Genomic DNA, 18,609 nt, shown 5'->3' with positions numbered 1-18,609 from the left:
CCTCTGAGCCCATCACCCAAGGAGATTTTTCAATGAAACCCTCACCTATAGCGCGCGCTTGCCTCATCGCCACACTCTTGACCTCGACCTTTTCCGGCGCCGTCCTCGCGGCCAACACTGAACTGGTCAAGCCGGGTGTGCTGGTGGTGGACAAGAGCCTCCCGCCTGCGCAACTGGCGCTCATGGAAACCGCCGCCCGCCGTTATGACACCTTCTGGGACACCGGCGACGAAAGCCTGGCCCGTGAGGCGCTGGCCGCAGATTTCATCGACAAAACCCCACCGGCCGGACGTAAACAAGGCCCCGAAGGCCCGTTGCTTGCCTCCCGGGCGTTTCGTGAAGCGGTGCCGGACCTGCGTTGCGAGGTCGAACACATGTTCATCGCCGGCGACCGCGTGGTGGTTCACCTGCATTTTCGCGGGCACTTCACCGGCACCTTCGGCCAGATCAAGGGCGGTGGGCAGCCCGTGGACTTTATCGCCACCGATATCTATCAGATCGACAACGGCAAGATCGCCGCCAACTGGCACATCGAAGACAACCTCACCTTGATGAAACAGTTGGGCGCCCTGTAATCCTTGAGAGGCATCGCGTGCCTGACACTTCGGGCCAGGTCGAAGCATGGCCGGGTGGCAATTCTTTACAATTGCGGCTTCTATTAGCCGTTGTGCTGCCACGCGAGGAAACGCCATGACTTCGTCCATCGATCCCGGCCTGCTGGCTATCTATGAAGCCTGGCACGCCAGCGTCTGTGCCGGCGACCTGGCCGCGACGGCGGCGTTGTATGCCGAGCAGGCGGTGTTCGAAACGCCGCTGGTGCTGGCGATCTACCCCGACCACGGCAGCGGCGTGCTGGTCGGCCGGGAGACGATCCAGCGGTTCATGGAGGACAGCAAGCGCCGCTTTCCCAATGACCTGGCTGAGTGGTATCGCAGCGATAAAGCCTTCATCAACGGCCGCAACCTGACGTGGGAATACCCGCGCAAGACGCCGACGGGGGAGCAGGTCGACCTGATGGAAATGATGGAGATAGAAAACGGCTTGATCACCTGCCACCGCGTGTATTGGGGCTGGTATGGCGTGCGCTTGCTGGCGCCAGTGCTGGCGAAGGCGCAAGCGCTGTGAACCCGCGTGCGGCGGTTGCGATCATTGGTGGGTCGGTGACCGGTGTCGCGGCGTTTATCCAACTGGTGCGCGCCGGCAACGCCAAGCGTATCGACATCATCGATCCCGAGGGGCTGGCGGACTCGATTGCCTTCGGCGTCTGCGAGGACGTGCTGTTATGCAATACCTCGGTGCAGACCCTGTCGATACTGGACGATGAGCCGCACGACTTTCAGCGTTACCTCCAGGCGCAGGGCATCGACGTCGGCGAAGACGCGTTTGTGCCAAGGACCTGGGTGGCGGGCTATCTCAAGCAACGCTATGCCGAGTATCGCGATGTGGCCGAGGCCCGGGGCATTGTGCATCGGATCGTGCGGGCGACGGTGCGGCATATCCAGCCGGTCGCGCGCGGCGACTATCGCCTGGTGCTGGATGAAGGCAGCGAGCTGCGCGCCTGTGCCGTGCTGGTCTGCACCGGCAGTGCCGCGCCGTTCGTGCCGCCGCTGGTCAGCCCGCATGCCGGTGCGCCGGGCATTTTCTCCACGCCATACCCGGCCAAGGCCTGGCTGGACAGCCTGGATAAACCGTCACGGGTCTTGGTGCTGGGCAGTCGCCTGTCGGCGGTCGACAGTGTGTTGCTGCTCTGCGGCGCGGGGCACCAGGTGCTGATGGCGTCGCCTTCCGGGCGTTTGCCGGGCGTGCGTACCGCCACCCCCCGGCGTGGCGCGGTGGCCCTGGATGAAGCGCGATTCGCCCGGCTGGACCTGGAAAACCCCAAGCTGTACTGGCACTTGCTGCGCATCGTTGCGCGGGCGACCAAGGCGATCAATGGCCGCTCGCTGCGCGAACAAGTCGATCGCAGCGCGGAGCCCACCCAGCGTCTGCGCGGCGAGGTCGCCTTGGCCCGACGGGGCGCGACGGACTGGCAGAACCTGTTGGTGCAGTGCATGGACCTGGCCGACGTGAAGTTGCGCGCGGCGCCGCCCTCGGTGCGCGTGGCGGCGCTGCAAAACTGCTGGGAAGCGGTCGGGCGTTACCTGTTCGCGGTGCCGTTGCAGACCGCAACCACGCTGCTGCGCCTGATCGATGAAGGGCGCCTGCAACTGGCCGCGCACTTGCCGACACAGCTTGAGTGGCAAGGCCAATGGCGGGTCCACGATGCCCAGGGGCGCATCGAGGCGGTGGATGCGGTGGTGTGTGCCAGCGGCTTTCATAAACAGTTTTTCCATGCCTCGCGCAACGGCCTTGAGCTGCAGGTGCCGCCGGCAACGCCGTGTACGCCGCCTTATGTGTCAGCGCAGTTGCAGGTCAGCCTCCCCGGCGCCGAGGCGCCGGAAGACATCTGGCTGCTGGGCGTGGCCTCGTACCTGGCGGCGCCGATGGTCAACTCGGTGTACCAATCGGTGCGCCAGGCCCGCGAGGTGGTGATGCTGCTCGCCGAGCACCCTTCATTCATGGACAAACACGCAACCGAGGCAGTGGCATGAAAGTGTATGGCGACAGAGGTTCGAGCAATACCCGGCGTGTACTGACGACCGCCGCTTACCTGGGGCTTGAGGTCGAATTCGTCTTCCTCGACCTGTTCAGTGGCGAAAACCGCACGCCGGAGTACCTGGCGCTCAACCCCAACGGCACGATCCCGACCTTGGTCGACGGCGACGTGGTGCTGTTCGAAGCCTCGGCGATCATGATTTACCTGGCGGAACGGGCCGGCTCGTCATTGCTGCCCGCGGGCAATGCCAAGTACGAAACGCTCAAATGGATGTTCTGGGCCGCCGAGCATTTTCGTCGCGGGCCCACGGTGCTGATCGAGCAGCGGTTCATGGACCGCCTCAAAGGCCGCGCCGAAAACCCGACCCTGGTGGCCGAAGCGTTGCAGGCGATCCACCGCTACACGGCGGTGCTCGACGGGCACTTGCGCACCCGGCGCTTTGTGGTGGGCGACGCGTTGAGCCTGGCGGACATCGACCTGGCGGCCCCGCTGAGTCATATTCCGCGGACCCAGGCGCCGTTTCTGGAGTATCCCCATGTGGCGGCCTGGTACGCGCGGATCAATGCGCTGCTCGCCTGGCAGCAGAGCGGGGTGGCCCAGGAGCGCCGCATCGCCGAAATCGAGCGCTTGTTCAGCTCGCAACAGGTGCCGGCATAAGGGTTTTCCTGGCCGGGGTCACGGCATGCAGCGGTGCTTCGAGATGGCGCAGATGCTCAATCCCCAGATGCAGCTTGAATGCACGCCAGCCCGAGCCGGTTACATACACCGCACGCGAGCCGGCGGTTCGGCGCAGCCAACCCTGCCGGCAAAAAGTCTCCAGCAGGTGGGTGCCGAGCGGCCCGGCGATGTGGTGTTGCCGTTCGGTCCAATCCAGGCAGCGGCGGGCCTGGAGGTGGTCGTACAAGCATGGCTCGCCGGCCTGCGGGGTGAGTGACTGCAGCCACTCGGTACCACGCCGGGTGAGCACGTATTCGCGCTCGTCGCTTTCAAGGAGAAAACCCTGCTCCAGCATGCCTTGGGTCACCGCTACGCCGACCTGGCCGGCCAGGTGGTCGTAGCAGCAACGAGCAAAACGCAATTCATGGGCCGAACGGTTGGGCAGGCTACGCCACGAACTGGTTTGCGGCGCGACCGCCGCCAGGCTTTCCAGCACATGAGACACATCGGGGCCGGCCAATTGATAGAAGCGGTTGCGGCCCTTGGTCTCCACGGTGAGCAAGCCGCCGTCGAGCAGCTTCGCCAGGTGCGAACTGGCCGTCTGCGGCGTCACGCCAGCGGCATCGGCCAAGGCGCTGGCAGACATCGAACTGCCATCTGCCAGGGTGATCAGGATCACTGCGCGCACGGGTTCGGCGATCAGGTAGGCGATGGATGAGATTTTTGGCTGGGTCATTCCGTCGAACTCCGTGCTGTGCCAGGTGAAATCGAATTTCAGGATGACATAAACATAAACACTTCGACACAGCTCGAAGCGTTTATCCCAGAAAGCTGCATATAGTCGAGCCGCCCCCTTAAAGGACGCTCGCGGTCATGACCTCCAACACCCGCTACCAACGACAAGTACTGATTGCGACGAGTCTGAGCTATGTGGTCGTTATCCTCGACACTTCGATTGTCAACGTGGCAGTGGAGTCGATTTCCCGCACCTTTGGCTCGGGTATCACCGGGCTGCAGTGGGTGATCAACGCATATACCCTGACCTTCGCCAGCCTGCTGCTGACGGGCGGCCTGCTGGGCGATCGTTTCGGCGCGAAGAAAATCTACGCCGTCGGCCTCGGCCTGTTTGCCCTGGCCTCGGCGTTGTGCGGCCTGGCCACCGACCTGCCGGAGTTGGTCGGTGCGCGGGTCCTGCAGGGGCTGGGCGCCGCGTTACTGGTGCCGTGTTCCTTGATGTTGATCAACAGCGCTTACCCGCAGACCCACCAGCGCGCCGGCGCCATTGGCGTGTGGGCCGGGTGCGGCGGCATCGCCATGGCGGCCGGACCGCTGGTGGGCGGCGTACTGATCGAGCTGTTCGGCTGGCGCAGCATCTTCTTGATCAACGTGCCGATCGCCCTGGTGGGCGTGTGGCTGACCTCGCGCATCCCGTCTTCGGCACCGTTGGCACCAAACCGGCACTTGGACGTCACTGGGCAAGTCGCCGCGATTATCGCGCTGGCGACCTCGGTGGCGGTGCTGATTGAAGGGGCGAAGCTGGGGTGGAACTCCGAATGGGTGTATGCCTGTGTGTTCGTGGCCTGTATCGCCTGGTGCGTGTTCTTCGTGACCGAAAGCCGCCACAAGGACCCGATGCTGCCGCTGCAGTATTTCCGCAACCCGGTGTTCTCGGGGGCGACGCTGCTGTCGCTGGCATCGGCCCTGGTGTTCTATGGTCTGTTTTTCCTGCTCAGCGTGTACTTCCAGAGCGAGCGTGGCTGGTCGCCGCTGGACACCGGGCTGGCTTTCCTGCCATTGACCGCCATGGTCACCCTGGGCAGCTTCACCTGCGGCCGGCTGACCCGTGCGTATGGCGCGCGCGCCGTGCTGTGTGCGGGGTTCGGCCTGTACACCGTGGGGTTTATCGGCCTGTTCGCCCTGGCCAGTGACGCACCGTACTGGCGTATCGCAGTGTGCTACCCGGCCGTGGGGTTCGGTGCCGGGATCATCACCCCGGCCGCCACCTCCGTGCTGATGAGTGTGGTTGACCGCACCAAGGCCGGGGTGGCGGCGGGCACGCTCAATGCCAGCCGCCAAAGCGGCTCCGCCTTCGGTGTGGCGATCTTCGGCGCCTTGCTCACCTCGATTCAGCCCCTGGGCGATGCCATCGACGTCGCCGTCAGCGTCGCCATCGGCTTGTCGTTGCTCGCCATGCTGATGGCCGCCCTGGTGCTGAAAGCGCCGGCAGCGCAACCCGTGGAAAGTTGATGGACCTGCACCTGTAAAGGCGATTGCCCGGCACGTTTTCGTGACATTCGCGAAGCGTCGCTGCACCTGAAAAACATCATCAATAGGGATAATGATCATGAATCTGCGTTCTGCACCTGCAGTTGTCGATATGGCAGGGATCGGCATCGGTCCGGCCAACCTTAGCCTGGCGGCGCTGGCCCAGCCCAAACCGAGCATTAGCGCAGCGTTCTTCGAGCGCAGCAGCGAATTTCAATGGCATGCGGGGATGATGGTGCCCGAGGCCAAACTGCAGGTGCATTACCTCAAGGACCTGGTCAGCCTGGTGGACCCGTCCAACCCGCTGTCATTCCTCGCTTACCTGGCGCAGAAAAAACAGCTGCTCAGTTTTATCAACGCGCATTTCGAGCAGGTGCTGCGCCGCGAGTTCAACCAGTACTACCGCTGGGCGTGCAGCCAGCTGCCGAATCTGCATTTCAACAGCGAAGTGCGTTCGGTGACGTTCGATAACGGTCTGTTCCTGCTCCAGGGCGATACCTGGGCGCAGCCGGCGCGCCACCTGGTGTTGGGCACCGGGCAGCAACCGTCGATCCCGGCGTGCGCGCAGGCGCATCTGGGCGATACGCTGTTTCACTCCTCGCAGTACATGACCCGCAAGCGCAGCTTCAAAGACCAGCGCGTGGTGGTGATCGGTGGCGGCCAGACCGGGGCCGAAATCATCCAGCACCTGCTGTCCGACACCGCCGCCTTGCCCGCCAGCGTGACCTGGGTCTCGCGGCGCTGGAATTTTTCGCCGCTGGATGAGTCGCCGTTTACCAACGAGCTCTACACCCCGCAGTACAGCGACCACTTTTTCGCCCAGCCCGAGGCCGTGCGCCGGCCATTGCTGGTCGAGCAGAAACTGGCGAGCGACGGCATTTCCCAGGCGTTGTTGCAGTCGATTTATCGCCGCCTGTACGAGCTCAAGCACGTCTTGCAGCACCCCTGTCACATTCGCCTGCTGCCCGGGCGCGAGTTGACCGCGATTCAGCAGCGCCCGCATCACTGGAGCCTGTCGATGGCGCACGGGCACAGCCAGGTGCAGGAGGAACTGAGTGCCGACACCGCGGTGCTGTGTACAGGCTATGCCTACCAGATGCCGGCGTGCCTGGCGGCGCTTGAATCACGGATTACCCGATGCAACGGCGAGTACGTCTTCAACGATGACTATTCCGTCGCCTGGGATGGGCCGCAGGGCTCGGCCATCTATGTGCAAAACGCCGCGCGCAGCCAGAAAGGCATCGCCGACCCGAACCTGGGCCTGATCCCCTGGCGTTGCGCGAACATCATCAACAGCGTCAGCGGGCAAGCCCTGTACGACTTGGATGAGCCCGAGGCGTTCGTCCAATGGGGCGCCAACGAAGTATTCGACGAGGTCGGCGATGCGCGTTTCGATCGCCTGACCGCTCTCGCCAACTAGACCCAGGAGCCCGGTCATGGAACCCATCACACTTGCCCCCAACGGCAATGCCCCGGTGATTCGAGAAACCGAGGAGCCCGTGGCGCCGGAAGGCGTGCGCCTGTACCTGCACCACTTTGCCGGCAAACTGGCCAATGCGCCGATCCAGTCATCGCGTTTCACCCTCGAGCCACACAGCGCGACGGACGAAGACAAGCACGCCGTGAACGAAATCTGGTTTATCAGCGGCGGGGAACTGGACGTCTGCTACGACGGCACCTGGCACGCGGTCAGAAATGGCGAAAGCCTGTATTTCGCGCCCTGGCGACCGCATTTCGCGCGCAACAACGGCATGACCCAGGTCCAGGTGTTTTCGGTGTGGTGGGCATGAGCATGGCACAGCACTTCGACCTGGTGATTGTCGGAGGCGGCATTATCGGTGCCTGGGCGTTGCATCATGCGACGCAACGCTATCCCCACTGGCAGATTCTGCTGATCGACCGCTACCGCATCGGCGACGGGGCCACCGCCCATTCGGCGGGTGTGCTGCTGGCCACCGGCCGCTCGCCGCGCGAACGGCGCCTGGCCGGGGAGAGCGCCGAGCTGTATCGGGCCCTGCGTGATCGCCTGGGCATCCGCACCACCCAGGCGCCGGTGTACTGGCTGGCCGAACGCAGCTTTAGCGCAGACATCGAGCAGGCCCTGGTCGATGCGCCGGTTCAGCCCGCCGACTTGTGCGTGGCGGACCTGGGCTCACGCCTGGGCGCCCCACTCAACGTTGGCACGAACGAAAGCCTGTTGCGTGGCGGCACCGCCGAAAGTTATGAGCCGCCGCTGGTGGCGCGGTTGCTGATCGGCCACAGCCTGGCCAGTGCCCATGTGCGCTGCATCGAAGGCGTAGGCGTGCAGCAGATCGATGCGCTGGGCAGCGGCACGCGCATCACCCTGGCCGACGGCGCCACGCTGCGCGCCCGCCGCACCCTGGTTGCCACGGGGCCGTGGGTCAGCGAGCCGCCGTTCGACGCGCTTGCCGCGCGCCATGGGCTGCGGGTGAAGAAGGTGGTGGCCCTGCATATCGACGGCGTACCGCCGAGCAACGCCGCGGCGCTGTTCCTGCCGCAATCCGACGCTTACCTGATGCCATTGGCGGCGCGTAACCAGTGGTTGTTCAGCTTCCGGTGCGATGAATGGGACGTTGCGCCGCGCAAACATGCACTGGAAATCAACCGCCACGATGTGCAGGTGGCCACCCGCACGCTGGCGCACTACCTGCCCGAGCTGGTGCCCCGCTGTCGCGGCGGCCGGGTGTTCTGCGACAGCTACAGCCCCGGCGGAGAGTCGCAGGTGAGCTTCGACGCCGGGCAGAACCTGGTGTTTGCCGGCGCCGGCAGCGGCGCGGGTTTCCGCCTGGCACCGGGCATTGCCCGCGAAGCCGTGGACCTGCTCGTCGCCCAGTGGCCCGATGCGCCCGCTACCGCCAAACCCACCCTTTCTACTGTTTCGATGGATTGAAAAGATGACCGCTATCGCCGCGCAAACCTTCTTCCTGATGCCCATCCCGCCGACTCCGAACGGCAGGCTGCACCTGGGGCATATCGCCGGGCCGTACTTGCGCATGGACATGCTGGGGCGCTACCTGCGCAGCCAGGGCCATCGTGTCGACGTGGTCTCGGCGGTCGACGGCTTCGACTCCTATGTGCTGTGGAAGGCCCTGCAAGAGCAGCGCACGCCCGAAGCCGTGGTGCGCGACTATCACGGGCAAATCGCCCATGACCTGCGCGCGCTGGATGTCGAGGTGGATGACTTCCTCGACCTGGTGCAAGGCCCCTATGCGCAGCAGCATGCGCGCAATGCCCAGCGCACGGTGGAGCGCCTGGTGGCGCTCGGGGTGACGCAAAGCGTGGTCGAACGCGTGCTGTATTGCCCGGACACCCGGCGCTACATGGCGGGGGCCTGGCTGCTGGGGCAATGCCCGTATTGCCGGGCGGGGGCGGGCGGCTATTTTTGCGAAGGCTGCGGCGCGCTGTTTCGCCCGGAAGCCATGCTTGACCCGCAACCGCGCATGGGCGACAGCCCCCTGCACTGGGTTGAGGTCGAAAGCCTGTTTCTGACCGTCGCCCACCCCGAGCAGTTGCTGCAGCGCATGGCGACCTCCGGTGCGCCGGCGTCGATCGTCGAGGTGATTGCGCGCTTCCTGGAACGGGAAAACGGCCGGGTGCGGCTGACCGCGCCGGGGGAATGGGGCGTTGCCTGGAGCCCGGACCGCTTCGGCAACCCGCGCGTGTTGTTCGAGTCGGGCTGGGAGTATGCGCTGACCTGCGCCGACCGATCCCAGGAACAGGCGCCCGAGCACGGCCATGCCATGCTGCGCAGCAGCGAGGTGACGACGCTGGTCAGTTTTGGCATCGACAACGCGGTGCTGCTGTTGGCCGGAAGTGTCGCGGTGATGGATGCGTTGCAGGATCACCGCTCATTCGATTACGTGTTGACCAATTACTTCTACAACCTGCAAGGCGCGAAGTTTTCCACCAGCCGCCTGCATGTGGTATGGGCCGCCGATATCGTCGAAAAGACCCCGGCGACCAGCGACGCGGTGCGTTACTTCCTGAGCCGCGAAAGCCCCGAACACGGCGAAACCAACTTCGCCGTGGAGGAGTTTGTCGAGGTGGTCAATGTGGACCTGGCCGGTGCGCTCGACGGTCGCATCGACCTGGCGCTGGCCGTCCTCGATCACACGCGACCGCAGTCCATCGACCCGGCACTGTGGCCGGCCCTGGAGCTGGCCGTTACGCGGTTGGGGCAGGCCTTCCGGTTGGACGCGGTGTCGGTGCGCGAAGCCTGGGACGTGCTGCATCAATGGATGCAACGCCCCGACCTGGACGTCACGCAGCCCGCCCACGCCTACCTGTGGCTCAAGGGCCTGGCGTACCTGGCCGCGCCGATCATGCCGCGCCTGGCCGAGTACCTGTGGCAGCGCCTGGGGCATGACGGTTTGCCGCTGATCCAGGCGCTGCGCGCTGCCTCGCAGCCACGTCCGCAGACCTCGGCGCGCCCACGCTTTGCGCCGCTGTCGCCGGCCGCATTGGCGCCGTGCCTGCCGGCCAGCGTGGTGCTTGCCGGGGCCACCAGCGATGCATGAATATGCCGACGTTATCGTGATCGGCGCCGGCACCACCGGCACCGCCGCAGCCTGGCACCTGGCGCGGGCCGGGGCGTCGGTCAGGCTGCTCGATAAAGGCGCGATTGCCAGCGGTTCGTCGGGCGCATCGCCGGGGATCGTCCGGGCTTATTATTCCGACCCCGCCCTCAGCTACCTGGCGACGCAAGGTGTGCGGGCCTATCGCGAGTGGCCGCAGCACTATCCCGGCGCATGCGGCTACCAGCGCACGGGGTTCCTGACCGGTATTGCCGGGCACGCGCAAGCGACCACCCAGGCCAATGTCGCGCGTCTGCGGGCAGCGGGCGCGCCGCTTGAATGGCTCTGCCCCGAGCAGATACGGGAACGGGTGCCGGACCTGTACACCGATGGCCTGGCGGGCGCGGTCTACGAACCGGACGCCGGTTATTGCGACCCGCGTCTTACCGCGCGCAGCTTTGCCGCCGGTGCGAGCGCCCTGGGCGCGGTGATCGAAGAGGGCCGGGCGGCGCGGCGGATTGTGCGCCAGGCCGGCCGCGTCATCGGCGTGCAGACCGACTGCGGGTTTATCGCCAGCAGCCATGTGATCAACGCCGCCGGGCCGTGGGCCGCCGCACTGGCCGCCGAGTGCGGCGCGCCGCTGCCGATCCACGCCACACGGCAATGCGTGGGCATTCTCGAGGTCTGCGGCGCGGATAAGCCGATGCCGGGCTACTGCGACCGCGACGTCGGCTTCTACCTGCGCCCGGATCGCCCCGGCAGCTACGTGATCGGCGCGCTGGGCGGCGCCGAAGGGGCGCCCATCGACCCGGATGCCTTCGACGGCACCTTCAGCGACACTCAGGTGTTGGCCTACCGTGACCGCGCCGCGCAACGCGTGCAACGTTTACTGGGCGCACAGCCGATCGGGCGCCGCGTGTCGTTCTTCGACGACACGCCGGACGGTAATCCGCTGCTCGGCCCGGACCCGCGCGTGCCGGGGTTGATGGTCGCGGCAGGGTTGAGCGGGCATGGTTTCAAGTTCGCGCCGCTGTTCGGACAGGCGATTGCGCAGTGGGTGTTGACGGGGGAGATGTCGGCGGCGATGGCGCCGTTTGCGCTGCAGCGGTTGGTCGGGTAACGGTAATTCAGTAAATTGTGTGGCTGCGCGGGCCGCGATGCAATCTGGCCCCGGGCAACGTCTACTCCTCCATCGGCCTGATCAACGCGGCCGAGTAAGCCTCAACGCAAAACACCCCGGAAAGCCGGGGTGTTTCGCAACGGGTTAACCTATTGAGGCTTTACCAGAGCGCCAAGGTGTAATCGATGTTCACCCGCAGTTCGTTGTCATCGCGAAACGAAGCGCTGGGGGCGAAGTCATTGCGGTACCAGGCATGGCGCAAGCGGAACGCGACGTTCTTGAAGGTGCCGCTCTGCACCACATAAGACAGCTCTATGTCTTTTTCGCTCTCGCTGCGATCACTGCCGCCCAATGCACTCGGTAGTTCGATATGGCTGGCGTCCAGATACCGCAGCATGCCCTTGAGCCCGGGAACCGCCAGGGCGGCGAAGTCATAGTCGTAGCGGACCTGCCAGGTGCGTTCCTTGGGGTTGAGGAACTCGCTGCTCAAGGCGCCTTCACTGACCACCATCGGTTCTGAACCGGCGATGTAGGGCATTGCCGTGTCACCGCTCAGTTGCATGTAACCGAGCCCGAGGCTGTGGGCGCCCAGGCTGTAGGTGCTCATCACGCCGAAGGTGCGGTTGTCGACCTTGCCCGCTTTGGCGGGGCCGTCCTCGCCGCTGATGTGGTAGCGCACATCGGTTTTCACCCGCCCCGGGCCCAGTGGGCGATTGTCGATAAACCCGACGAAGTCCTGGCGATAAATGTCCGCAAGTTCCGCATGGTAGTACTTGAGTGTGAGAGCGTCGGACCATTTGTAGTCGCCGCCGGCAAAGCTGAAGCTGTCCGATTCGGCCGCACCGTTGAAGCGCCGGTTGGGCGAGGCCAGGGTGATCTTCTGGTAGTTGGTCGAATCGCGCTGGTTCATGCGGTCGAGCCAGCCGGCATTGAGCGTCAGGTTGTCGATGTCCTGGGACTTGAGCTGGGCGCCGCGAAAGGTCTGTGGCAGCAGGCGCGCCGGGCTGGCAAACAGGATGGGCAGGTTCGGCGCGAGTGTGCCGCCCTGCAGTTCGGTTTTCGATACCTTGACCTTGCCGGTCAGCCCCAGTTCTGAATAGCTGTCGTTCGGCTGGCGAGTGACCGGGTTGTACGACAGCAGGCCGGTGCCGGTGCGATCGGGGCTGGAGTCGAGTTTCAAACCGAGCAGGCCTTGGGCATCCAGGCCAAACCCCACGGTGCCAGGGGTATAACCGGAAGTGAAGCGCAGGATGAAACCCTGCGCCCATTCACGGGTGGCCGATTGCGCCGAGTCGCCTTTGTAGTCGCGGTCGAAGTAGTAGTTGCGTGAGGTCAGCGTGGCCTTGCTGTCTTCGATAAAACCCTGGGCCAGCAGCGTGGGGCTGATGCTGCACAGCGTACCGAGGGCGAGGGTGGTGTGAACCCGTTTCAGAGTACTCATGGACGTTGCCTTTTTATTATTGTTGTCGGGGTTATTCAGGGGCATGCAAGAGGACCCACTGCTGATCCTGCACCGTCACCAGTGCGCGAGCGCGCTGGTCGTGGCCGAAGTGGTCGGTGGCGCTCAGGTTGTACACGCCGTGGGTGCCGACCACGTTGCGGGTCTGCTCAAGCTGGTCGCGCAGTTGCTCGCGAAACGCTGGCGTGCCCGGTGTGCTGCCTTTGAGCGCGGCCGGCACGGCGGCCTCCACCAGGCGCATGGCGTCGTACAGGTAGGCGCCGAATGGCGACAGGCTGTTGGCGCCGTACTGGGCCTGGTAATCCTGCGCGTATTGGCTGGCGATGGCTTTGGACGGGTGGCTGGCGGGCAGTTTGTCCCATACCACCACGGGGCCCACGGGCAGGATCGCGCCGTTCAAGGCTTTGTCGCCGATGCGCAGGAACGCGCTGTTGGCCGCACCATGGGTGTGGTAAATGGTGCCCTTGTAACCCAGGCGCCGCAGTTCGGTGTGGGGCAGGGCCGCGGGTGTGCCGGTGGCGCCGATCAATACCGCATCGGGCTTGCTGCTCATGACCTTCAGGGCCTGGCCGCTGACCGATGAGTCGGTGCGGTTGAAGCGCTCGTCTCGCACCAATTGGATGCCTGCCGCCGGCGCCATCTCGCTCAGCACTTTGTGCCAGTCTTCGCCCCACACATCGTTGTAGCCGATATACGCCAGGGTTTTTACGCCGGCTTTTTGCATGTGCTCGATCAGCGCCTCAGCCATCAAGGTGTTGGTCTGGGCGACGGTGAAGATCCAGGTCTGTTCGCCACTTGCCGGGGCGAATGGGGCCAGGGCGATCTGCGCGGTCTTGCTCTCCTTGGCGATTTGCGCCACGGCCGCCGAGGTGGGCACGGTGGTGGAGCCGATCAACAGGTCGACACGGTTTTCGCTCACCAGTTTGCGCGCGTTCTTGGCGGCGGCCGTGCTGTCGCTGCCGTCGTCCAGTACCACGTATTTCACCGCCTGGCCGGCAATTTCCTTGGGCAACAGGGCCACGGTATTGCGCTCGGGAATACCCAGCGAGGCACCGGGGCCGGTGGTGGAGAGAATCACGCCGACGGTCATGTCCGCCTGTGCGGCGGCAGACAGTGAGGCCAGCAACAGCAAGGGAAAAATCGATCTCATACACGCTCCTGATATTTTTTTTATGGTGTGGCAAAGGCTGTGGCAGGGCGCTACGTGCCGGTAGCGCTGGTGACCTCCATGGCGGCTCGGGTGGGTGGGCGGCCCAGGTAGATTTCGGCCACCTGGGGGTTGTTGGCCAAGGCTTGGGCGCTGCCTTCAAGCACGATTTCCCCGACTTCGAGCACGTAGCCGTAGTCGGAAATCTTCAGCGCGGCGCGGGCGTTTTGCTCGACCAGCAGGATCGACACGCCGCTCTGGCGCAGGGTCTCGAAGATCGTGAAGATTTCGCCGATCACCCGCGGGGCCAGGCCCAGGCTGGGTTCGTCGAGCATCAGCAAGCGCGGCTTGGCCATCAGCGCGCGGCCGATGGCAAGCATCTGGCGCTCGCCGCCCGACAGGGTGCAGGCCGGCTGACTGCGCCGTTCGTACATGCGCGGGAACAGGCCGAAAACTTCGTCGAGGGTCTTCTGGTGGTCGCGAAAGCCACGCCGATGACGGCTGAAGGCGCCCAGGCGCAGGTTGTCCTCGACGCTCATCAGGCCGAACAGTTCGCGGCTTTCCGGCACCAGCGCCATGCCCTTGTCGATGCGCTGGGCGACGTCGTGGTGCGCCAGCAGCGGCTGGCCGGCGTAACTCACCTGGCCCTGTGCTGGCAGCAGGCCGATCAGCGCCGCCATCAAGGTGGTCTTGCCGGCGCCGTTGGGGCCGATCAGGCTGACGATCTGGCCTTCCTCCAGGCTCAGGTTGAGTTGGCGTACCGCTTCGACCTTGCCGTGGCTGATCGTCAGGTTGCGTACATCCAGCAGGCGACTCATTCGACACCTCCAAGGTAGGCGGCAAGCACCGCAGGGTTTTGCTGTATCTGCAGCGGCGTGCCACCGGCCAGGCGCTGGCCGAATTCCATCACCACGATCTGGTCGGCCAGGCCCATGACGAATTCCATGTCGTGCTCCACCAGCAGCACGCCGAGGCCTTCGCTGCGCAGTTGTTCGAGCAGGTGGGCGAGTGCCTGCTTTTCGCCATGGCGCAGTCCGGCGGCGGGTTCGTCGAGCAACAGCAACAGGGGATCGCTGCACAGCGCTCGGGCAATTTCGACGATGCGCTGCTGGCCCAACGGCAGGCTGCCGGCGGGGGTGTGCAGGGCGGCGCCCAGGCCCACGCGTTCGATCTGGCGCCGGGCTTCGGCCAGCAGGGCGGCTTCCTCTTCGCGCTCCAGATGCAGCATCGAGCGCAGCAGCCCGGCTTTGCCCCGGGCATGGGCGCCGAGGGCGACGTTTTCCAGGACGCTCATGTCCGGCAACAAACGCACGTGCTGGAAGGTGCGGCTGACGCCCAGTCGGGCGATGGCACGCGGCGACAGGCCGTCGATGCGCTGGCCGAGAAAAACGATCTGGCCGGCATTGGGCGCCAGCACCCCGGACAACAGATTGAACAGGGTCGACTTGCCGGCGCCGTTGGGACCGATCAGCGCGGTGATTTCGGCGCCATTGACGGTCAAGCCCATGTCCTTGTTGGCCACCAGTCCGCCAAACTGCTTGAGCAGACCTTCTGCGACCATCAACGGCTGCCCGTTGGCGGGCATCGTCCGGCGGGGCAGCGCATGGGCTGGGTGCTCGGGCAGCGGACGGGGTTGTGCCGTCGGGAACAGGCCACTCAGTAATGGCAACAGGCCGCCACGGGCGTATTGCAGGACCAGGATCACCAGCACGCCGAAGAAAATCATCTCGACGTTGTCGGCGTGTCCGAACAGCTGTGGCAGTACGTCTTGCAGCACCTGTTTGATCAGGGTCAGCAGGGCTGCGCCGAGCAGTGCGCCCCAGAGGCTGGCAACGCCGCCGAGCACGATCATGAACAGATACTCGATACCCATCACCACCGAGAACGGCGTGGGATTGACCACACGTTGCAGGTGCGCGTACAGCCAGCCCGACAACGCCGCGAGCAGGGCCGCGATGATGAACACCTGCAAGCGGCTGCGCGCCGTGTCGATGCCCATCGCCTCAGCCATGCCGGCGGAATCCTTGAGGGTGCGGATGGCGCGGCCCTGGCGGCTGTGCAGCAGGTTGTCGAGCAGCCACAGGCTGATCGCCAACAGCAGCCCAATCAGCAGGCTGAAGTCGGCCGGGTCGCGGACCTGCCAGCCGAACAGGCTGATATTCGGCAGGTTTTGCAGGCCGCCGAAGCCGCCCAGCCCGGGCAGGTTGCCGAACAGGTAAAACAGCGCCAGGCCCCAGGCCAGGGTACCGATGGGCAGGTAGTGGCCGGCCAGGCGCAGGGTCAACAGACCCAGGCTGGTGGCAACCACAAGGGTAATCGCCAGGCCCGCAAGCAAACCGAGCCAGGGCGACAGGCCATATTGGGTGGTCAGCACCGCGCTGGCGTAGGCGCCGATACCGACGAACGCGGCCTGGCCGAACGAGGTCATGCCGCCGATGCCGGTCAGCAGCACCAGGCCCAGGGCGACCAGGCTATACAGTCCGATGTAATTCAGCAGCGTGACATGGAAGGTCGGCAGCAGCACTGGTGCCAGGCCCGCCAGAAGCAGCAGGGCGAACAGGGGGATCAGTCGACGGATCATCAGTGTTGCTCCTCAAGGTGAGGGTGCTTCAACGAGAGCCACAGCAGTACCGGGATCACCAGGGTGAACACGATCACCTCCTTGTAGGCCGAGGCGCCGAAGTTGGCGAAGCTCTCCAGGACACCGACGAAAAACGCACTGGCCGCGGCAATCGGGTAACTGGCCAGGCCGCCGAAGATCGCAGCGACAAACCCCTTGAGGCTGATCAGAAAGCCCGAGTCGTAGTACAGGGTGGTCAGCGGGCCGATCAGCACGCCGGAAATGGCGCCGATCAACGCCGCCAGGCCGAACGCCGCCTTGCCGGCCAGCTGTGTGGGGATGCCCACCAGTTGCGCGCCCTTGCGATTCAGTGCCGTGGCGCGCAGGGCCTTGCCATACAGGCTGTGGCCGAAGAACGCGTAGAGCAGGCCGATCAGCAGCAGGGCGCTGGCGATCACCAACAGGCTTTGCAGGCCCACCGGCAGCTCACCGAGCATGAACACCGCTTCGGCCAGGGCATCGGTGCGAACCCCTTCTGCGCCGAACATCAGCAAGCTGATACCCACCAGCGTGATGTGTACGGCCACCGATACGATCAGCAGCAACAGCACCGAGGTCTCGGCCACCCGTTGATACACCAGGCGATACAGCAGCGGCCCCAGCGGCGTGACCAGCGCCAGGGTCAGCAGGATCTGCAACACGGCCGGCAAACCGGCCAGCTCGAAGGTGTCCAGCACCACCCACAGCACCGTCGGCAAACCCAGGTAGCGTGCCAGCAGGCCGGGCACTCGGCGCGATTGGCCACGGCGCAACGCGGCGATGCTGTCCAGTGTGCAGGCGGCCAGCGAGCAGCCGAGCAGCAGCCACAGGGTGCCGGGCACCAGCCCCAGTTGCAGGGTGGCCAGGGTCAGGGCGCTGTAGGTGACGAAGTCGCCCTGGCACACCAGGATGGTGCGCGTCACCGAGAACACCAGCACCAGGGCCAGCGCCACCAAGGCATAAATCGCGCCCGTGGTCAGGCCGTCCTGGGCGAGAAACGCCAGTATCGAGATATCCATGAGCGGCCCTCAGCGAGCGGTAGGGAAGGGAGGCGAAGGTGTGCGCCAGCGGGCGCCGGTCAATGCCGTGCCGGGGTGCTGTCGTCGAGAGGGCGAGGTGTCAAGCGCGCAGGGTGTGGCCGTGCGCAGGGGGGCATGCAAGTGCATAGTGAGGTACCCGTTTTCTATTCTTATTGTCGTGTGGATAAGCCTGAGGGAGCGCCATACACAGCTTTAAAATACACATGTGAATGTGTATGTATAGACTACGCGGGAGGGTAGGCGCTTTGTCAATAGGCGCCGCTGTAACGGTTTGTTTAAAGGCGGAGTTCTGATCTATGTTGTTGTTTTCAGATAAAAAAATAAAATAATCTTTTTCATCTGAAAAGTTCAGCACCCAGTGCGCGTGCTGCTTCGTGATCTTGAAAGATACATTTATGTATTTTTATGAATGCCGACGCAGGTCGGCATCCGGGCTCAGGCGGGGAGGGTGCAGGATTCGGGGATCAGGATGCCGGCCATGCGCTGGCTGCGTTCCAGGCGTTGTTGCGGGGTGTCTTCGCTGTGCAGCAATGACAGGCTGATCTGGTAGGCATAGATCAGGTAGGCGCGGTCCTGGGCATCGCCACTGGGCACGCCGGCCTGGATCAGCAAGCCTTCGATGTAGCTCAGGCGGTGGCTGTCGACTTCGTCGATGGCCTGGCGCGCCTGCTTGTCGCGGCGGGCCCAGCCGCGAATGCCCAGCTCGATCGAGGCGGCGTCCTTGGCGGTCTGCCCGTGGGAGGGCAGTTCGAGCAGGCGATGCAGTTGTTGCAGCGGCGAGCTGTGGGCATTGCGCAGGTGCAGAATCACATCTTCGGTGGCGCGTGCGCGCCAGTTGCCGAGGATGCCTTCGAGCAGTTCCCCGCGACTTTTGAAGTGGTAGTAGAAGCTGCCACGGGTGATCTTCAATTCCTTGGCCAGGGTGTCGACCCGCACAGCGTCGACGCCGCTGGTAACCAGGACTTCCTGTGCCGCATGAATCCAATCTTCCCGCGTGAGGTTGGTGCGTGATGACATTGTCTAGGGGCCTTGTCCAACAAGCTGGATAAGCGCCAGGGCACAGCAGCGTTCGACGCCCGCCTTGGCAGCGAGCCGCCATTCTAACGCCCGGCGCAACGACGAAGCTATTGCCAGCGCACCGACTGTGGCCCGCGCATGGGGGCTGCGTGTGCTCGGATTCTAGAGTACATA

Annotated in this window: 17 protein-coding genes; 10 read left to right on the top strand and 7 right to left on the bottom strand. The window is 64.7% G+C overall.

Annotation, left to right across the window (positions count from 1 at the left end):
• The first annotated feature begins 32 nt into the window (after positions 1-32).
• From MOQ67_RS17560 to MOQ67_RS17545, 4 genes are all read left to right on the top strand, one after another.
• Complete coding sequence (locus MOQ67_RS17560; RefSeq protein ID WP_198718389.1) at positions 33-575, top strand: ester cyclase; 543 nt, start codon at positions 33-35, stop codon at positions 573-575.
• A gap of 115 nt (positions 576-690) precedes the next feature.
• Complete coding sequence (locus MOQ67_RS17555; protein ID WP_198718390.1) at positions 691-1,125, top strand: nuclear transport factor 2 family protein; 435 nt, start codon at positions 691-693, stop codon at positions 1,123-1,125.
• Entirely contained in the window at positions 1,122-2,591 is a 1,470-nt protein-coding gene (locus tag MOQ67_RS17550; protein ID WP_198718391.1) for an FAD/NAD(P)-binding protein, read from the top strand. Before MOQ67_RS17555 ends, MOQ67_RS17550 begins: the two co-directional genes overlap by 4 nt.
• Positions 2,588-3,253, top strand: coding sequence for a glutathione S-transferase family protein (locus MOQ67_RS17545; RefSeq protein ID WP_017847290.1), 666 nt, complete (start codon positions 2,588-2,590; stop codon positions 3,251-3,253). Before MOQ67_RS17550 ends, MOQ67_RS17545 begins: the two co-directional genes overlap by 4 nt.
• Here MOQ67_RS17545 and MOQ67_RS17540 read toward each other — a convergent pair.
• Positions 3,228-3,989, bottom strand: a complete 762-nt coding sequence (locus MOQ67_RS17540; RefSeq protein ID WP_126586755.1) for an ArsR/SmtB family transcription factor — start codon at positions 3,987-3,989, stop codon at positions 3,228-3,230. The genes MOQ67_RS17545 and MOQ67_RS17540 overlap by 26 nt on opposite strands.
• Before the next feature lie 137 nt (positions 3,990-4,126).
• Between MOQ67_RS17540 and MOQ67_RS17535 the strand changes: the two genes are divergently transcribed.
• From MOQ67_RS17535 to MOQ67_RS17510, 6 genes are all read left to right on the top strand, one after another.
• Positions 4,127-5,500: an MFS transporter gene (locus MOQ67_RS17535; RefSeq protein WP_198718392.1), complete on the top strand. Its 1,374-nt coding sequence runs from the start codon at positions 4,127-4,129 to the stop codon at positions 5,498-5,500.
• Positions 5,501-5,597: 97 nt separating this feature from the next.
• Entirely contained in the window at positions 5,598-6,938 is a 1,341-nt protein-coding gene (locus tag MOQ67_RS17530) for a lysine N(6)-hydroxylase/L-ornithine N(5)-oxygenase family protein (protein WP_126586751.1), read from the top strand.
• A gap of 16 nt (positions 6,939-6,954) precedes the next feature.
• Positions 6,955-7,308, top strand: coding sequence for a cupin domain-containing protein (locus MOQ67_RS17525; RefSeq protein ID WP_017847294.1), 354 nt, complete (start codon positions 6,955-6,957; stop codon positions 7,306-7,308).
• The gene (locus MOQ67_RS17520) at positions 7,305-8,429 is read left to right on the top strand and encodes an NAD(P)/FAD-dependent oxidoreductase (RefSeq protein ID WP_232925682.1); all 1,125 of its coding nucleotides are present in this window, start codon (positions 7,305-7,307) and stop codon (positions 8,427-8,429) included. The genes MOQ67_RS17525 and MOQ67_RS17520 overlap by 4 nt, the downstream gene beginning before the upstream one ends.
• Before the next feature lie 4 nt (positions 8,430-8,433).
• On the top strand, positions 8,434-10,056 hold the full coding sequence (locus MOQ67_RS17515) for a methionine--tRNA ligase (RefSeq protein WP_198718394.1): 1,623 nt from the start codon (positions 8,434-8,436) through the stop codon (positions 10,054-10,056).
• Positions 10,049-11,173, top strand: coding sequence for an NAD(P)/FAD-dependent oxidoreductase (locus MOQ67_RS17510; protein WP_193040704.1), 1,125 nt, complete (start codon positions 10,049-10,051; stop codon positions 11,171-11,173). The genes MOQ67_RS17515 and MOQ67_RS17510 overlap by 8 nt, the downstream gene beginning before the upstream one ends.
• Before the next feature lie 160 nt (positions 11,174-11,333).
• On the opposite strand, the gene MOQ67_RS17505 is transcribed toward MOQ67_RS17510, so the two are convergent.
• The 6 genes from MOQ67_RS17505 to MOQ67_RS17480 form a co-directional block, all read right to left on the bottom strand.
• Positions 11,334-12,614 (bottom strand): OprD family porin, encoded by a 1,281-nt coding sequence (locus MOQ67_RS17505; protein ID WP_046486464.1) that lies wholly within the window; start codon positions 12,612-12,614, stop codon positions 11,334-11,336.
• 31 nt (positions 12,615-12,645) lie between these two features.
• Positions 12,646-13,782, bottom strand: a complete 1,137-nt coding sequence (locus tag MOQ67_RS17500; protein WP_046486463.1) for an ABC transporter substrate-binding protein — start codon at positions 13,780-13,782, stop codon at positions 12,646-12,648.
• A 50-nt stretch (positions 13,783-13,832) separates the two neighbouring features.
• A complete protein-coding gene (locus tag MOQ67_RS17495) occupies positions 13,833-14,588 on the bottom strand; it encodes an ABC transporter ATP-binding protein (RefSeq protein ID WP_232566609.1) in 756 nt (251 codons plus the stop codon).
• A gap of 5 nt (positions 14,589-14,593) precedes the next feature.
• On the bottom strand, positions 14,594-16,360 hold the full coding sequence (locus tag MOQ67_RS17490; protein ID WP_017847301.1) for a branched-chain amino acid ABC transporter ATP-binding protein/permease: 1,767 nt from the start codon (positions 16,358-16,360) through the stop codon (positions 14,594-14,596).
• Positions 16,360-17,397 carry a branched-chain amino acid ABC transporter permease gene (locus tag MOQ67_RS17485; protein ID WP_102618766.1) on the bottom strand — a complete coding sequence of 346 codons (1,038 nt, stop codon included), beginning with the start codon at positions 17,395-17,397 and terminating at the stop codon, positions 16,360-16,362. The genes MOQ67_RS17490 and MOQ67_RS17485 overlap by 1 nt, the downstream gene beginning before the upstream one ends.
• Before the next feature lie 456 nt (positions 17,398-17,853).
• Positions 17,854-18,435 (bottom strand): TetR/AcrR family transcriptional regulator, encoded by a 582-nt coding sequence (locus MOQ67_RS17480; protein ID WP_017847303.1) that lies wholly within the window; start codon positions 18,433-18,435, stop codon positions 17,854-17,856.
• Between the last annotated feature and the right edge of the window lie 174 nt (positions 18,436-18,609).

This window comes from Pseudomonas sp. LY-1, assembly GCF_053502595.1.
Note: the sequence above shows the minus strand (reverse complement) of the source record. Positions and strands in the feature narration are given on the sequence as shown.

What these genes read in the sequence shown, in the direction of transcription:
- MOQ67_RS17560 (WP_198718389.1), top strand. Translation starts at nt 33, where the DNA reads ATGAAACCCTCACCTATAGCGCGCGCTTGCCTCATCGCCACACTCTTG.
- MOQ67_RS17555 (WP_198718390.1), top strand. Translation starts at nt 691, where the DNA reads ATGACTTCGTCCATCGATCCCGGCCTGCTGGCTATCTATGAAGCCTGG.
- MOQ67_RS17545 (WP_017847290.1), top strand. Translation starts at nt 2,588, where the DNA reads ATGAAAGTGTATGGCGACAGAGGTTCGAGCAATACCCGGCGTGTACTG.
- MOQ67_RS17540 (WP_126586755.1), bottom strand. Translation starts at nt 3,989, where the DNA reads ATGACCCAGCCAAAAATCTCATCCATCGCCTACCTGATCGCCGAACCC.
- MOQ67_RS17535 (WP_198718392.1), top strand. Translation starts at nt 4,127, where the DNA reads ATGACCTCCAACACCCGCTACCAACGACAAGTACTGATTGCGACGAGT.
- MOQ67_RS17530 (WP_126586751.1), top strand. Translation starts at nt 5,598, where the DNA reads ATGAATCTGCGTTCTGCACCTGCAGTTGTCGATATGGCAGGGATCGGC.
- MOQ67_RS17525 (WP_017847294.1), top strand. Translation starts at nt 6,955, where the DNA reads ATGGAACCCATCACACTTGCCCCCAACGGCAATGCCCCGGTGATTCGA.
- MOQ67_RS17520 (WP_232925682.1), top strand. Translation starts at nt 7,305, where the DNA reads ATGAGCATGGCACAGCACTTCGACCTGGTGATTGTCGGAGGCGGCATT.
- MOQ67_RS17515 (WP_198718394.1), top strand. Translation starts at nt 8,434, where the DNA reads ATGACCGCTATCGCCGCGCAAACCTTCTTCCTGATGCCCATCCCGCCG.
- MOQ67_RS17510 (WP_193040704.1), top strand. Translation starts at nt 10,049, where the DNA reads ATGCATGAATATGCCGACGTTATCGTGATCGGCGCCGGCACCACCGGC.
- MOQ67_RS17505 (WP_046486464.1), bottom strand. Translation starts at nt 12,614, where the DNA reads ATGAGTACTCTGAAACGGGTTCACACCACCCTCGCCCTCGGTACGCTG.
- MOQ67_RS17500 (WP_046486463.1), bottom strand. Translation starts at nt 13,782, where the DNA reads ATGAGATCGATTTTTCCCTTGCTGTTGCTGGCCTCACTGTCTGCCGCC.
- MOQ67_RS17490 (WP_017847301.1), bottom strand. Translation starts at nt 16,360, where the DNA reads ATGATCCGTCGACTGATCCCCCTGTTCGCCCTGCTGCTTCTGGCGGGC.
- MOQ67_RS17485 (WP_102618766.1), bottom strand. Translation starts at nt 17,397, where the DNA reads ATGGATATCTCGATACTGGCGTTTCTCGCCCAGGACGGCCTGACCACG.
- MOQ67_RS17480 (WP_017847303.1), bottom strand. Translation starts at nt 18,435, where the DNA reads ATGTCATCACGCACCAACCTCACGCGGGAAGATTGGATTCATGCGGCA.